Origin of the sequence: Pelagimonas varians (genome assembly GCF_003208435.1) — a bacterium.
GTDB classification, from domain to species: Bacteria; Pseudomonadota; Alphaproteobacteria; order Rhodobacterales; family Rhodobacteraceae; genus Pelagimonas; species Pelagimonas varians.
The window spans coordinates 243,643-257,983 of record NZ_QKMF01000005.1 but is presented as its reverse complement, the minus strand read 5'-3'; the positions used below and the strand labels follow the sequence as shown (position 1 = coordinate 257,983).

The window sequence follows — 14,341 nt, the reverse complement described above, 5'->3', positions numbered from 1 at the left end:
AGCGGAAACAATACAGCTATGGGCGCAGTATTATCCCATCAAGGCCACAAGCCCGCCCCATTTTCCGGTCAGATTTAAACTTGGATACAGGCGCAAACGCCATCTGAGCAGACACGGAGAAGCCCCCATGACACCCTCGCCGAAAATAAATTCGCGGTTCATCAAATCGATTGTCACAACCGCCAAGGAAACCCAGACCGAGATGCCTTGGGAACGTGGAGCCACACGTTTGGCGATGATTGCCCGTCGCCGTGTGGCGCTAAAGTCCAGCCTACGGTCTGCCTGATTCTGTTAAAACTGTGCTCAATTCGGTGCAACTGTACCGAATTGTGGCGATCTTGTTGATGAATTCATGACAATCCATTTGATTCACGCCGGATTATGCGCCGCACCGGACTTCAAAGCAGCCCAATCTTGACCATCCCCTTTGATTGCGGCCTATTCGTGATCAACGAAACGCAAAAGCAATCGTCCATTTGTCGTTGTTGGTGGGGGCCAGCACGAATGTGACCGACCTGAGTATAGGGTGATCACATGTCCAGTCTCCGTCACGGCACCTCCAGAATGCAATCTGCTCTCTCCGCGCCCGTTTCAGCCGATCGGCTGGATACCGGTGACATGCATCCGGATTCGCAACCTCAGCGCCCAAGCTCTCTCATGCGCAAATATGAGGCGGCGGCCCTTCTGCCCGACCTGACTGTTTCGTTTCGTCAACATGTGGCCCCTGCAACCCCTTTGTTCGAGGAATGCGCCAGCGCATTTGCCCGCGGTACGCTGATCCAAACTGTTCGCGGACCCGTCGCTATCGAAGACTTGCTACCCGGCGATTACATCGAAACCGCCAATGGGGCAGAGCCGGTGACATGGATTGGATCCACAACTTATGTGCCGGGTCGAGGTGATGAATCGACATCACTCACACGCTTGACCCGGATCACCAGCGACGCCTTTGGCTTTGGAAAGCCAAGTTTTGATCTTTTGGTAGGTCCAGCTGCACGCATGGTGGTACGGCATGACAAACTGCGCAGTTTGCTAGGGCAAGACACTGTTTTGGCACCGATCCAAGACTACACTGACGGCGATCGTTTCTTGGAAATCACGCCTGCTGGTACCGTTCAAATGTACCATTTGATGGTGCAGCATCACACCACCATCAAGATAAGCGGTGTTGAGTTGGAAACCTATCACCCCGGTAAATCCATCGGTCAGGATTTAGGCCAGAACATGCGTGCGTTGTTCTTATCGATGTTCCCGAACATCACTGATCTGAATGACTTTGGGCAGGTCTCCATGACCCGCTCTACACGCAAAGTGATCGAACAACTTTTGGACAGCTGAGAAATTGCGCGGCGCCCAGCCGGAATTCCGGGCGTCGCAACTATCCATCTCAAAAGCCGAATGGTTTTTGTAGGTAAATCTGGTCGCGTTCTTAAGCCTTGCGACTCAGCCGCTCCTCAAGCACTTCAAACGGCACGCCCGGTTCATCCTTTGCTCCGCGAATGACCAACGAGGTTTTGACGCTTGCCACATTGGGGGCAGTCAACAAGTTACCTGTCAGAAAGCTTTGAAAAGTTGACAGGTCCGGCGCGACACATTTCAAGATAAAATCCACTTCGCCGTTGAGCATATGACACTCACGCACCAAGGGCCATTCTCTGCATCGCTCTTCAAAGGCGCGCAAATCCGATTCCGCCTGACTTTGCAGACCAACCATCGCAAAAACCTGAACCTCGAAACCCAGTTCGCGCGAATCCACCTCTGCGTGGTATCCGCGGATGAAGCCTTGTTCTTCGAGCGTGCGTACCCTGCGCAAACACGGCGGGGCAGAAATACCAACCCGGCGGGCCAGTTCGACGTTTGTCATTCGACCATCTGCCTGAAGCTCAGCCAGAATCATGCGGTCAATTGGATCAAGCCGGTGCGTTGGCATAATATTCCCCTCAATTCGCGATTGTTATAGCAGTGAACTAGGGCCACGCAATATTATTTCGCACATGCGCAAGAAAGTTCCACAATCCGAAACGCATACCAAAGAAGCGTTGATGAACCACGCTCGCACAGATTTCAAGTTAGCGCTCACAACTCGCGCTGCGATTCAAAGCGTCAACAAGCATTGCGTCACAGGGCTGTGACATGCGTCCCCCCTTTAATCTCATCCATCTGCCCGCTATATCGCCAACAACGCATAAAGGAGCCACCCCATGTCAGAAACCCGTCACACCCGCGTATTGATCATTGGCTCTGGACCGGCTGGTTATACCGCTGCGGTCTACGCCGCACGCGCCATGTTGGAACCTATTTTGGTGCAAGGTTTGGAACCCGGCGGCCAGCTGACCACAACAACCGAAGTCGAAAACTACCCCGGCTTCACCGAAATTCAGGGCCCTGAACTGATGGTCAACATGGAGGCCCACGCCCGTGCCATGGGAACCGAGATCATTGGGGACATCATTTCTTCCGTAGATTTCGGTAAGCGCCCCTTCGTGTGCCAATCGGACAGCGGCACTGTCTACACCGCAGACGCGATCATTCTGGCCACCGGCGCACGCGCTAAATGGCTTGGTCTCGAAAGCGAAGAGGCGTTCAAAGGTTTTGGCGTTTCGGCCTGCGCCACATGTGATGGCTTTTTCTATCGCGGCAAAGAAATCGTAGTTATTGGCGGCGGCAACACCGCTGTCGAAGAAGCGCTGTTCCTGACCAATTTCGCCTCCAAAGTCACCTTGATTCACCGACGCGACGAATTGCGTTCGGAAAAAATCTTGCAAGACCGCCTTTTCAAGAACCCGAAGATCGAACCCCTTTGGTTCCACCAGCTCGAAGAAGTTGTTGGCACTGATATGCCCAAAGGCGTGACCGGAGTTAAGGTCAAGAATGTCAAAACCGGCGAAATCAGCGAAGTCCCCTGCGAAGGTGTCTTTGTCGCCATCGGTCACGCCCCGTCCAACGAACTAGTGAAAGACGTGCTTGAAACCCACATGGGCGGCTACGTTGTCACCAAACCTGACAGCACCGAAACCTCTATTCCCGGTGTGTTTGCTGCAGGCGATTTGACAGACCACAAATACCGTCAGGCTGTGACGTCGGCTGGTATGGGCTGCATGGCGGCGCTGGAAGCAGAACGCTTCCTGGCCGAGCAGGAGTGAACAGCGTGTCACATGACTTCAAAGCCCAAAAGGCTGAAACCACGGCAACTTATGCAGAAATGCAGGCTGAACACGGTTTGCCCGATGTCGCCGATGTCGATTATTTCTTTGTCGCGTCTGGCGAAGACGCGGATTGGCGCGCGCTCGCGGATGTGCTGACTCGGTCCGACTATATCTGCGAATTTGTCGAAGATGACGGTGACCAACCCTATCTGGTAGCATCCCTCACCGATCAAGCCATTTCAGCTGACGGAATTTGGGTTGGCGAAGAAGTGGCAACGCGTGCCGCCTTAAACCACGGCTTTGCCCCCGATGGCTGGGGCATGCAGGGCTAAACGACCCGATCGCCACCGATGCGCCGCAACTGCGAGTGCGGCGCATCGGCATAAGTTAACCATTCTCCCAAAATTATAATTTTTTATCTTTGCTGCAGCTGCAAAATGTGCGATGCGTTCACGCGTGAACACACTTTGAGTCTCGGATGCCTGCTGTAATCGGAAAACCAACCACCCCAGAGGAAGAAGACCTCCTCTTTCGGATGCTGCGTCAGTTGGACGTGGCATCGGATGCGTCGCAGCGTGCGACTGCGTCTGCATTGGGGGTGTCCTTGGGCAGGTTAAACGCGCAATTGCGTGCGGCCACCGAGATGGGTCTCGTCAAGATCACTGAACGTGGCGGCCCAGACAAACGGCAACGGTTTGCCTACGCTATTACCTCGCGTGGGGCTGCTGAACTCATCCGTCTCAGAGACACATTTTTGACCCGCAAATTTGCCGAGTATGATGCTCTGCATGCGGAGCTTACCGGCACGACAAGCGGCTTTGACCCATTTAAACACAGGACCAAACTCATGCAAAACAACCTTGCTCCTATTCCCGAGCTTTACGTCTCCTATGAGAGCGCCCAGAAACTCAAGGTTGAGGCCGGCGAGCTGACCTCTCACGATTTGTCTCCACGTCAGATCTGCGATTTGGAACTGCTGATGAATGGCGGCTTTAACCCGCTTAAAGGCTTTATGTCCGAAGCAGACTACAATGGCGTCGTCAACGACATGCGCCTGACCAGTGGGGCCCTATGGCCAATGCCAATCACTTTGGACGTCTCCGAAGACTATGCAGGCACGGTTGAAGTTGGTCAGGACATCGCCCTGCGCGACCAAGAAGGCGTTATCCTTGCGACCATGACCGTCACAGACAAGTGGGAGCCAAACAAAGCCGTCGAAGCCGAAAAAGTTTTCGGTGCAGACGATGATGCGCACCCTGCTGTGAACTACCTGCATAACCAAGCTGGCAAAATCTATCTGGGTGGCCCGGTAACCGGCATCCAACAGCCAGTGCATTATGATTTCCGCGCCCGCCGCGACACACCTAACGAATTGCGCGCATTCTTCCGCAAAATGGGTTGGCGCAAAGTGGTTGCGTTCCAGACACGTAACCCGTTGCACCGCGCGCATCAGGAACTGACCTTCCGCGCCGCCAAAGAAGCGCAGGCCAACCTGCTGATCCACCCGATTGTTGGCATGACCAAGCCGGGCGACGTCGATCATTTCACACGCGTCCGCTGCTACGAAGCTGTTCTGGACAAGTACCCACAGTCGACAACATCCATGTCGCTGTTGAACCTTGCCATGCGTATGGCAGGCCCACGCGAAGCCGTTTGGCACGGTTTGATCCGCGCAAACCACGGCTGCACGCACTTCATCGTTGGCCGCGACCATGCTGGCCCCGGCAAAAACTCGGCCGGCGAAGATTTTTACGGCCCATACGACGCACAGGACTTGTACCGCGCCAACCAGTCGGAAATCGGCTGTGAAATGGTTGATTTCAAACACATGGTTTGGGTTCAGGAACGCGCCCAGTACGAGGCCATCGACGAGATCGAAGACAAAGAAAACATCACTATCCTGAACATCTCGGGCACCGAATTGCGTCGCCGTTTGGCCGAAGGTCTTGAGATCCCTGAGTGGTTCTCGTTCCCTGAGGTTGTTAAAGAGCTGCGCAAAACCAAGCCACCACGGTCGAAGCAAGGCTTCACAGTCTTCTTCACTGGTTTCTCTGGTTCGGGCAAATCCACCATTGCGAATGCTTTGATGGTTAAACTGATGGAAATGGGTGGCCGCCCTGTGACTTTGCTGGATGGTGACATTGTTCGTAAGAACCTTTCGTCTGAGCTCGGCTTCTCGAAAGAGCACCGCGACCTGAACATCCGCCGCATCGGCTATGTGGCCTCCGAGATCACCAAAAACGGCGGCATCGCCATTTGTGCGCCTATTGCGCCTTATGCCACCACCCGCCGCGCTGTTCGTGAAGACGTCGAGGCCTTTGGTGCCTTCATCGAAATTCACGTAGCGACAACAATCGAAGAGTGTGAAAAGCGCGATCGCAAAGGCCTGTACAAACTGGCCCGCGAAGGCAAAATCAAAGAATTCACGGGCATTTCCGACCCCTACGATGTGCCTGCGAACCCAGAGCTGAGCGTTGAAACCGAAAACGTTGAAGTCGACAACTGCGCGCATCAGGTCATCCTGAAGCTGGAAAGCATGGGTCTGATCGCGGCTCAATAAATACCAGTAAAGTTAGCACTGAAAATGGCCAAGAGTTTCTCTTGGCCATTTTTGTATTCCTTTGTGAATAGCTTAGAGGCCCACAAAGGACCAATGCCTCACAATGCGTGTTCAATGATGGTGTGGACCTCTTCGCCTTAAACCGACATGATCATATGCCAATTACTGTCGGGTTATCTCTTGAGCTCGAAAATATGATCGACATTGGTACGAAACAGCGGACTTTCATGCTAGGCGGGAGGTCGCGACAAAAGCTGTTTCGCTTACAAAAGACAAAGCTAGGGCGCTGGTCTTACTCCTATTCCTACAAAGGGGTGTGAGGCGATTTTGCTACAAAGTCCACGCCAGCCTATTAATGTCGACAGCCTTATGCGCTTGGTAAAGCGTACGAAGTCTCACAAAGCTGTAACGGTCGACACACATACCGACTCGCAAAAACAATCAACAGATTTCGCGATGCCGTTTGGCACTCCTATCCACGCCGCACGCGGCGGGCGCGTGGTTTTTCTAAAAGCGTCGTCGAATAAGGGCGGCAACTCTAGGTACCTTGTCGATCAAGCCAACTATATTGCCATTCAACACGATGATCGCACTTTAGGGCTCTAGAATCACCTCAAACACCCCGGTGTTGCGGTAACTTTGGGCCAATACGTGGCTAAAGGCGGGCTGATTGGCTATTCTGGAAATACAGGTCAAACCGCTGGCCCACACCTGCATTCTACTGTGGCCACAGCTGGGAAAGACGCCCGCGCAAAAACACTCCGTGTTACCTTCCGAACCGACAGCGGACGCCAAATTTGCCCACGCAAAGGCCAAAAATTGCGGGCAATCGATGTCAATTAGCCTCGTCTTTGACTATCCCCGAAGCAAACCCAGCCAATCCAAGACTGGGTCGCATGCGGGTGAACGAAGCAAATACACAATACCAGTTTTTTAGCAGACTTTTCTCATGTGCGCCTGAAATTCCGTTAACGGAATTTGCAAAACGCGTACACGCGTTTTTGTTGCGATCAACCGCCCGGCCGCATCCGGCTAAGAAGGTTATCTTTCAAAACAAACTGGTGGAATACCGCAGCAACTGCATGCAGAACCACTGTGATCATCGTGATCTTCACCAAAATCTCATGCACATCCCCCGCGGCCTTTATTCCGCCTCCCCAAGCCGCCATGCCGGAAAGCGGGATCAGGACAAGTAAAGCATAGAGCGCCAGATGCGCCCAATGGGCTGCCTTATCCATCAACGGTTTGCCATTTTCAGGTAAATCTGGGGCACCAAGGCGCACACGCGCAACGATGCGGATCAGGGTCAAAACCAATACAGCCACACCAACCGGCGGGTGCAACAATGGCACCAGGCCTTCGGGTATTCCGCCTTCCAGCTTTAGTCGCAGCGCTTTGCCCATGCCCTCGGACACGACAAAGTTGAAGGCAAACAGAAGGAAGATCACCCAATGCAGGGCAATTTGCACACGGTGGTAATGCGTTGGGGATGGGTGGCTCATGGCAGTCTCCGTATCGAAAAGGAGGTCCATACCGCCCCCTCCTCATTTAATACGCAGCTGAAACGATTTTCCGTCACATTCAAAGGTGACTATGTGTCTCACCGCAATCCAGCGGTGAGACAAAAATTCAGTGCACAGTCACCGGCGCAAAGTCATTTTGACGGGCCAGTGCAAAAGCCAGCGTCCGGTCTTTGACCAAGGCCAGACGTTCGCCTTCGGAATTATGGACTGCATATAGAATGGCTCGGCGACCAACTTGGGCGCGCACATCATCGGGCAGATCCTTGCCTTTTACAGCACGCACATACACCACATTGTCCCGGCTCAATTTATCGAATTCATATTTCTCGAACATAGGCCTCACCCTTTCCTGATTTGGATCGTCTGCACCACCGTTTCGGGGACGCTCATGGTTAGATCCACATGGAGCAGGCCATTTTCCATGATGGCCTCTCCGACTTCGACGCCATCAGCCAACACAAAACTGCGTTGGAACTGGCGCGATGCGATACCGCGATGCAAGAAAACACGTTCCCCGCCATCGTCGTTTTGGCGCCCACGAACCACCAACTGGCGGTCTTCGACGGTGATCGACAGATCGCCTTGCGCGAATCCGGCCACAGCCAAGGTAATCCGATAGGCATAATCTGCGGTTTGTTCGATATTGAAAGGCGGATAGCCTTCGCTTGATTTAGCTGTCCGCTCTAGCAGACGTTCAAGTTGCTCGAAGCCGAGCATATGGGGATATGACCCCAAAGTCAGTTTGGTCATCGACACGTCCTTTTGCAAAGCGACCGTCACGCGCCGGGCCCCATTCGGCGACCCAACGATTTTAATATGGGAAGCAAGATGCGACAGCGCAAGGGCTTTGCGCAACCGGAAAAGAATTGCTATCCTAGAACTCGTTAGTATTTCAGAGGGTTCTGCCATGAACGCACCGACCGATATCTCGATGAAGAACGAGGACGTGCTGCGGGTTGAGCTTGAAGTCTTCAAGCAAGAGCACCGCGATATGGATGACGCAATTCGCGCCCTTCAAGACACAGGGACCTTTAACCAGATCACCTTGCAGCGTTTGAAAAAGAAGAAGCTGCGGCTGAAAGACCAGATCGCCCGCCTGGAAGACCGCCTTTTGCCCGATATCATCGCCTGAATGCGACTGGTTGATGCAAACTCAAATGGTGGAAACAACTTGCAGCGCGGCTCGATCGTGTTGCGCCAGCCGCGTGCCGGTGACGCCGAAGCGCGGTTCAATCTGGGCCAAGATCCGACAATCATCCGGATGTTTGGCAAGGATCCAACCGCTTTGCCGCCCTGGACCCGCGAATCCGCGTCAGCTTGGGTAGCCGAAATCCAGCACCACCCTAGTGCGTGGATCATTGAATACGAAGGTGCGCTTGCCGGATCTATTCGCCTGAACAACGTCAACTTGCTAGATAAAAAAGCACGGCTTGGCATTGGCTTGGCCCACCACGAACAGTTAGGGCAAGGCATCGGGCGCGGTGCTATTTCCTTGCTGCTGGACCATGCGTTTGGGCCCATGGGTTTGCATAGGGTCCATTTACGCGTGATCGAATACAACACGCGCGCGATCCGCTGTTACGAGGCCTGCGGATTTCGCCGCGAAGGCATTGAACGCGAATCTGCCCGTGTTGGAACCGAGTGGCATGATGACATCTTGATGGCCAAATTGGCACAGGACCACCGTTAAGCCGGCCACCGCTGCAATCGCCGCATTGTTCTTTGAATGCCGTTGAATATAGTGCGCGCTTCTTCGCAACAGGAGACAATCATGAGCGCAGTCAAAGTCGGAATTATCATGGGCAGCCAATCGGACTGGCCAACCATGAAAGAAGCAGCCGATGTTCTGGATGAATTGGGCGTGCCCTATGAGGTCAAGATCGTCTCGGCCCACCGCACACCAGACCGCCTGTGGGACTACGGCAAAACGGCCGTTTCACGCGGCTTGCAGGTAATCATCGCTGGCGCAGGCGGCGCGGCGCATTTACCTGGCATGATGGCCTCAAAAACCCGCGTTCCTGTTGTTGGCATTCCAGTGCAAACCCGGGCGCTGAACGGTGTCGATAGCCTCTATTCCATTTTGCAAATGCCGCGCGGATTTCCAGTTGCGACCATGGCAATTGGGGCCGCTGGGGCTAAAAATGGCGGGCTGATGGCTGCTGGTATTCTGGCGTTGCAAGATTCGGAACTGGCGGAACGCCTCGATACATGGCGCAGCGATCTGTCTGCATCGATCGCCGACGAACCGGACCGCGACCTCGTTTAATCCTCACTGGTGGCAAAAAGCATCTTTAAGCAGGGCAAATCCTACATATTGCCCCGCTTTGCCCGCTGCGCCCCCCTTGCGAAACGCGCGAATTCAACGCATCAAACGCAGAATGCTACAGGAGGCCCGCCATGACATCCCCCCTCGTCCCCGGATCGACAATCGGTATCCTCGGAGGCGGCCAATTGGGCCGCATGTTGTCAGTCGCGGCCAGCCGATTGGGTTTCAAATCCCATATTTTTGAACCCAGCGCCAATCCCCCCGCGGCGGATGTTGCGCATCGTGTCACCACTGCCTCCTATGAGGACCAAGACGCGCTAAAGGCCTTTGCCGAAACCGTCGATGTGATCACCTATGAATTCGAAAACATCCCGACCTCAGCCTTGGACCTGCTCGAAACCCTGCGCCCTATTCGTCCGGGCCGCGAGGCTTTGCGCATCAGTCAGGATCGTTTGATTGAAAAGGCCTTTTTGGCTGACTTGGGATTGGCAATCGCGCCTTATGCGGATGTCACAGATTCCACCAGTATGACTGCAGCGGTCGAGGCGATTGGCGCTCCGTCGATCTTGAAGACCCGCCGGTTTGGCTATGATGGCAAAGGGCAGGCACGACTAAAATCCGCCGAAGACGCTGCTGAAGCACTGGCGGAAATGAACGGTGCACCAGCGGTCCTCGAAGGGTTTGTAAATTTCACTTGCGAGATTTCAGTGATCGCAGCGCGCAGCGCAGATGGTCAAGTTTCGGCCTTTGATCCGGGTCAAAACGTGCACCGTGATGGGATCCTTCATACGACAACCGTCCCCGCCAAAGTGCCCGCCAAACTGCAAATGGACGCGGTCTTGATGGCTGCCAAGATCTTGAACGCACTGGACTATGTGGGCGTGATGGGGGTTGAGTTCTTTGTGACACCCCAAGGATTGATCATCAACGAGATTGCACCGCGCGTACACAACTCCGGACATTGGACACAAAACGGCTGCGTCAGTTGTCAGTTCGAACAACATATTCGCGCGGTTGCCGGTTGGCCTTTGGGCGACGGTCAACGCCATTCGGATGTGGTCATGGAAAACCTCATCGGGAATGACATGGACCGTATGCCGGAATTGATGGCAGACCCGACATGTGCGCTGCACCTATATGGCAAGGCGGACGTAAAGCCGGGCCGCAAAATGGCCCATGTGAACCGGATCACCAAGGGCTAACCCAGAGCCCTAGATAAACCTTTCCGCGACCGCTCCGGTCATCCAAGCCACTTGTCCCTGCGCAATCGTAGCGACGATCCGCCGGGTTTCGGGCTCCATGACCACCAGATCCGCCCGTTTTCCGGCCTGCAATTGCCCGCGATCTTGCAGGCCCAACACCCGGGCCGGACCGTCAGACACCAAGCGCCACGCAGCTGCATCATCCAGCAACCCCAGCTCAACGCAGCGCCAAGCCGCCCGCGCCGGCGATGGGTAGTGGTAATCGGATGCCAAAGCATCACACAGACCTGCCGCAATCAGTTCTAGCGCCGAAGCATTGCCTGTATGACTTGCCCCGCGCACAACGTTCGGCGCGCCAAGCACAATGAAATCACCAGCATCGCGGGCCGCTTGCGCCGCTTCCAAAGTCTCGGGAAATTCTGACACCAGCGCCCCACGCGCCCGCCAAACAGATCGATCCTGGGCGGTGTGATCGTCATGGCTGCCCATCGTGACACCTTTGGCAGCAAGGCGCTTGGTCAGATCATCCATCACCGCCCCGACTTCATCCCCGCGGGCATGAAGATCAAGCAACAGTTTGAAATAGTCTTCAGGGCTGCGGCGACTTTTCAGCGCCTGCCCCGTCATACGCGGCGGCTTGCGCCCCTGTGCCAGACGGTCATGCGGCAAGTGATCGTTGAACACAACATAGCCAACGCCATGCGCGTCAATCGCCGCCTCTGCCGCCTCTAGCTCATCCAGAAAATGGGTTTCGAGCCGCAGTTGCAGGCGCATATCTATGGGCACACCATCTTTCATGATGCGAACAGATTCCAGAACTTCCCGCGCGAAATCCGGACCTCGCAATCCTCCCTCCCAGCTCCAGAATTGGGCCAGAATCGCAGTCGTTATGCCATTGGCTGCAAGCTCCGCCGAAACGGCCACCATTCCTGCGTCCCGCTCACGCAATGCGCCCCGACGCGGGGCCATATGGCGCTCGAACCCGTCACCATGCGCATCAACGATACCCGGAAGCACGTCATATCCGCTCAGATCAATTAACCGCCCAGATGTTTCATCAACAACACGGCCGCCCGAGATCCCCAAAAACCCATCATCCCAACCTGTCGGGCGCAAAACACGCGCGCCGGTCAGAGTGACCTCAATGCTCATCCTCGTCCTCCGAACACCAACCTAACAGGCACGACAACATATCTACGGTTACCAAGTCGGTCCAATCCAGATCAGGATCAAACCGTCCCTCGCGCAAAAACAAATCGACCTGCGCCATTGTCATCGGATCTTGCATGATAAACGTATGGGAAACCGGCAATTCCAGATGCGCGGCCATGCCCGCAACCTTTGTCGATTCAACCGTCACTTTGCCGTCATTGTCGCCCGGAAGAAACGCCGAATAGGCCGGATTGAGCGATGTTGTGCCCGCAATAACACCCAGTTCGAAATCGACAGGTGGCAAGCTTTTGACAAAACTGTCGCTACCGGTGCCAAGTTGAAGTCCGGCGGGGCCATTGATCCATTCAAACAGCTGCCATTCGCTCAGTTCATCCACCAGTTCACTGCCTTGATTTGGCGGAGCCAGCATAACCACACGGCCCAAATTTTCTGGTGTATGATCCTTGAGCCAGAACCGGAGCAAAATGCCCCCCATGGAATGGGTTACAAAATGAACGGTTTGATCGCCGCATTGCTCAACCGCCACCGGGACGGCTTCGACCAGCTCTTGCACTGGCGCTTCGGTGGACGGGTAGTCGACAATGACAACGTCATAGCCTTCGCCCTCCATCAACCGGCCCAAAATGACAAAGGAATTTCCCGAGCGGGCCAATCCGTGTAGCATGACAATACACTCCGCCTGAACAGGCGGGGCAATCAGCAGAAGCAGTGCAATCAAATATTTCATCTGATCAGAAATACGCAGCCTGCCCGCCATAGGAAAGAGCGAAAGGAGACCTCTTTGCCAAATCGCCCTATCCGGTTGGCCGTACGCGGCATTATCCTACAGCAAGACCGGCTGCTGTTGGTCAATGCATGGCCACCATCCAAAGACGGCACCCAGTCTGAACTATGGTGTGCACCGGGCGGCGGGGTTGAAAAGGGCCATTCATTGCCTGACAATCTGGCGCGGGAATTGATGGAAGAATGCGGTCTATTCGTCGACATCGGCGCGCCCTGTTTGGTCAACGAATTTCACAATCCGGACAGCGGCTTTCATCAGGTAGAAGTCTTCTTTCGGTGCAAAATGACCAATGAACAACCCAGCGAATGGCACGATCCCGAACGCATTGTAAACCGGCGCCAATGGTTCACCCGTGCCGAGGTTCAAGATCTGCATATAAAACCTGACAGCCTGCGCAGTCTGCCATGGCAAGACGGGATGACTTATGACGCTTTGGAGCGTTTGACCAAATAAACCGGGCCAAGGATCGACAGGGCTACGCCGCCCAGTACAATGATTGTCGATATCATCGCCTTGGTGGTCAGGTCTTCGCCCAACAGGGTTACACCCGCCGCCATAGCGATTGGGGGCACTGTCAACTGGGCAACCGCTCCGATAGATGCCCCAAGCCGCGGCAGGATCGCATACCAAAGCGCATACCCTAGACCAGAAGTTACTGCTCCGCTAATCACGGCCAAACCGGCCCCGCGCGGGGTCACAATAATCTGCGGTTCGCTGACCATGGCCCACATCAACAACGGAAACACCAAAGCCGCACCTACAAAGTTAACAGCGGTGTCCGCCAATGCATTTGTGCTGCCCTTGCCTGCCAGCGAATAGACGCCCCAACCGATCCCGGCCAAAACCATCATGACAATGTTGATCTGGCTTTGGGCAATCGCCTGCCACGGCCAGACCAGATAGACCAAGCCCGCCATAGCAATCGCCGCCCCAACCACACGTAGCGCCGGAAGGGCTTCGCGCATCATTGCCGCCCCGATAAACATCGTAACCTGCACCGTGCCAAACAAAAGCAAAGCGCCCAGTCCGGCGTCCATCCCAACATAGGCCGCCGTAAATCCGGCGATATACAGCAGCAGGCCAAAGATGCTGATCACCCGTTGCGCAGAAAACAGCTGCGCCCGTTTGCCGAACCACAGGCAAAGCGCAACTAAAATCGCGGCCCCAGCCCCAAGGCGCAACGCGCCAAAGCTGATGACATCAATGCTCCCGTCGACAAGCGCTACACGCGTCAGAATGGAATTTGCGGCAAAGGCCACCATCGTCAAAGCGGACAGCAAGAACAAACGCATCAGGGGCGCACCGGAAACCGGTTGCCGTTTTCGTCGATCAGGATCATGCGTTCCCCATTCATCACATAGATATCGCAGCGCGTCGCTTCGTTGAGAAACGTGACGCAAACCGCCCCACTCTCCGTGACATCCCAATATCCATAGGCTGTCCCACCGCCTCCAGCGTATGTGTAGCTATAGCGACCGTCGTCATAGTATTGGGATTGGCCATCGTCATAGAACTCGAAAATTTTACCCGCCAAGACTTTGGTCAACGAAAAGCGATCAAAGACTTCATCGTCATCCTTGGTTGAAAAGCTTTGGGCTAAGGTCGGTCCGGCCATTAAGCAGGCCACCGAAACTATGAAAGGCAGGTTCAAACGCATCCAGACTCTCTATCACCATCTCAAAGAACT

19 protein-coding genes are annotated in these 14,341 nt (G+C 54.7%); 11 read left to right on the top strand and 8 right to left on the bottom strand.

The window, feature by feature from the left end; all coding sequences use genetic code 11:
• Positions 1-127: 127 nt before the first annotated feature.
• Together C8N36_RS24135 and C8N36_RS09070 are read left to right on the top strand one after the other, a co-directional pair.
• Entirely contained in the window at positions 128-286 is a 159-nt protein-coding gene (locus C8N36_RS24135; protein ID WP_170125844.1) for a hypothetical protein, read from the top strand.
• A gap of 248 nt (positions 287-534) precedes the next feature.
• Positions 535-1,338: a Hint domain-containing protein gene (locus C8N36_RS09070; protein ID WP_245910773.1), complete on the top strand. Its 804-nt coding sequence runs from the start codon at positions 535-537 to the stop codon at positions 1,336-1,338.
• Positions 1,339-1,429: 91 nt separating this feature from the next.
• On the opposite strand, the gene C8N36_RS09065 is transcribed toward C8N36_RS09070, so the two are convergent.
• On the bottom strand, positions 1,430-1,930 hold the full coding sequence (locus tag C8N36_RS09065) for an Lrp/AsnC family transcriptional regulator (protein WP_097804379.1): 501 nt from the start codon (positions 1,928-1,930) through the stop codon (positions 1,430-1,432).
• Between the two features lie 271 nt (positions 1,931-2,201).
• On the opposite strand from C8N36_RS09065, the gene trxB reads away from it, so the two are divergent.
• From trxB to C8N36_RS24855, 4 genes are all read left to right on the top strand, one after another.
• Positions 2,202-3,143 (top strand): thioredoxin-disulfide reductase, encoded by a 942-nt coding sequence (trxB, locus tag C8N36_RS09060; RefSeq protein WP_097804378.1) that lies wholly within the window; start codon positions 2,202-2,204, stop codon positions 3,141-3,143.
• Positions 3,144-3,148: 5 nt separating this feature from the next.
• Positions 3,149-3,478, top strand: coding sequence for a ribonuclease E inhibitor RraB (locus C8N36_RS09055; RefSeq protein ID WP_097804465.1), 330 nt, complete (start codon positions 3,149-3,151; stop codon positions 3,476-3,478).
• Between the two features lie 146 nt (positions 3,479-3,624).
• Positions 3,625-5,706 carry a bifunctional sulfate adenylyltransferase/adenylylsulfate kinase gene (locus C8N36_RS09050; protein ID WP_097804377.1) on the top strand — a complete coding sequence of 694 codons (2,082 nt, stop codon included), beginning with the start codon at positions 3,625-3,627 and terminating at the stop codon, positions 5,704-5,706.
• A 639-nt stretch (positions 5,707-6,345) separates the two neighbouring features.
• On the top strand, positions 6,346-6,549 hold the full coding sequence (locus tag C8N36_RS24855; protein WP_097804376.1) for a M23 family metallopeptidase: 204 nt from the start codon (positions 6,346-6,348) through the stop codon (positions 6,547-6,549).
• Between the two features lie 167 nt (positions 6,550-6,716).
• On the opposite strand, the gene C8N36_RS09035 is transcribed toward C8N36_RS24855, so the two are convergent.
• From C8N36_RS09035 to C8N36_RS09025, 3 genes are all read right to left on the bottom strand, one after another.
• Positions 6,717-7,208 carry a cytochrome b gene (locus C8N36_RS09035; protein ID WP_170125842.1) on the bottom strand — a complete coding sequence of 164 codons (492 nt, stop codon included), beginning with the start codon at positions 7,206-7,208 and terminating at the stop codon, positions 6,717-6,719.
• A gap of 127 nt (positions 7,209-7,335) precedes the next feature.
• Positions 7,336-7,563, bottom strand: coding sequence for a DUF1150 family protein (locus tag C8N36_RS09030; protein WP_097804374.1), 228 nt, complete (start codon positions 7,561-7,563; stop codon positions 7,336-7,338).
• A gap of 5 nt (positions 7,564-7,568) precedes the next feature.
• A complete protein-coding gene (locus C8N36_RS09025) occupies positions 7,569-7,979 on the bottom strand; it encodes an Hsp20 family protein (protein ID WP_097804464.1) in 411 nt (136 codons plus the stop codon).
• A gap of 157 nt (positions 7,980-8,136) precedes the next feature.
• Here C8N36_RS09025 and C8N36_RS09020 point away from each other — a divergent pair, with 157 nt between their 5' ends.
• The 4 genes from C8N36_RS09020 (at position 8,137) to C8N36_RS09005 (ending at position 10,697) form a co-directional block, all read left to right on the top strand.
• Positions 8,137-8,361: a YdcH family protein gene (locus C8N36_RS09020; protein WP_097804373.1), complete on the top strand. Its 225-nt coding sequence runs from the start codon at positions 8,137-8,139 to the stop codon at positions 8,359-8,361.
• Entirely contained in the window at positions 8,362-8,919 is a 558-nt protein-coding gene (locus tag C8N36_RS09015) for a GNAT family N-acetyltransferase (protein ID WP_097804372.1), read from the top strand.
• Between the two features lie 81 nt (positions 8,920-9,000).
• Complete coding sequence (purE, locus tag C8N36_RS09010; protein ID WP_097804463.1) at positions 9,001-9,495, top strand: 5-(carboxyamino)imidazole ribonucleotide mutase; 495 nt, start codon at positions 9,001-9,003, stop codon at positions 9,493-9,495.
• A 131-nt stretch (positions 9,496-9,626) separates the two neighbouring features.
• Complete coding sequence (locus tag C8N36_RS09005) at positions 9,627-10,697, top strand: 5-(carboxyamino)imidazole ribonucleotide synthase (protein WP_097804371.1); 1,071 nt, start codon at positions 9,627-9,629, stop codon at positions 10,695-10,697.
• A 9-nt stretch (positions 10,698-10,706) separates the two neighbouring features.
• On the opposite strand, the gene C8N36_RS09000 is transcribed toward C8N36_RS09005, so the two are convergent.
• Both C8N36_RS09000 and C8N36_RS08995 read right to left on the bottom strand, forming a co-directional pair.
• Positions 10,707-11,849 carry an alpha-D-ribose 1-methylphosphonate 5-triphosphate diphosphatase gene (locus C8N36_RS09000; RefSeq protein WP_097804370.1) on the bottom strand — a complete coding sequence of 381 codons (1,143 nt, stop codon included), beginning with the start codon at positions 11,847-11,849 and terminating at the stop codon, positions 10,707-10,709.
• Positions 11,839-12,534: an esterase/lipase family protein gene (locus C8N36_RS08995; RefSeq protein WP_245910772.1), complete on the bottom strand. Its 696-nt coding sequence runs from the start codon at positions 12,532-12,534 to the stop codon at positions 11,839-11,841. The genes C8N36_RS09000 and C8N36_RS08995 overlap by 11 nt, the downstream gene beginning before the upstream one ends.
• Before the next feature lie 117 nt (positions 12,535-12,651).
• Between C8N36_RS08995 and C8N36_RS08990 the strand changes: the two genes are divergently transcribed.
• On the top strand, positions 12,652-13,107 hold the full coding sequence (locus tag C8N36_RS08990; RefSeq protein ID WP_097804369.1) for an NUDIX domain-containing protein: 456 nt from the start codon (positions 12,652-12,654) through the stop codon (positions 13,105-13,107).
• On the opposite strand, the gene C8N36_RS08985 is transcribed toward C8N36_RS08990, so the two are convergent.
• Complete coding sequence (locus tag C8N36_RS08985; protein ID WP_097804368.1) at positions 13,077-13,946, bottom strand: DMT family transporter; 870 nt, start codon at positions 13,944-13,946, stop codon at positions 13,077-13,079. The genes C8N36_RS08990 and C8N36_RS08985 overlap by 31 nt on opposite strands.
• The gene (locus tag C8N36_RS08980; protein WP_097804367.1) at positions 13,946-14,269 is read right to left on the bottom strand and encodes a hypothetical protein; all 324 of its coding nucleotides are present in this window, start codon (positions 14,267-14,269) and stop codon (positions 13,946-13,948) included. Before C8N36_RS08980 ends, C8N36_RS08985 begins: the two co-directional genes overlap by 1 nt.
• Between the last annotated feature and the right edge of the window lie 72 nt (positions 14,270-14,341).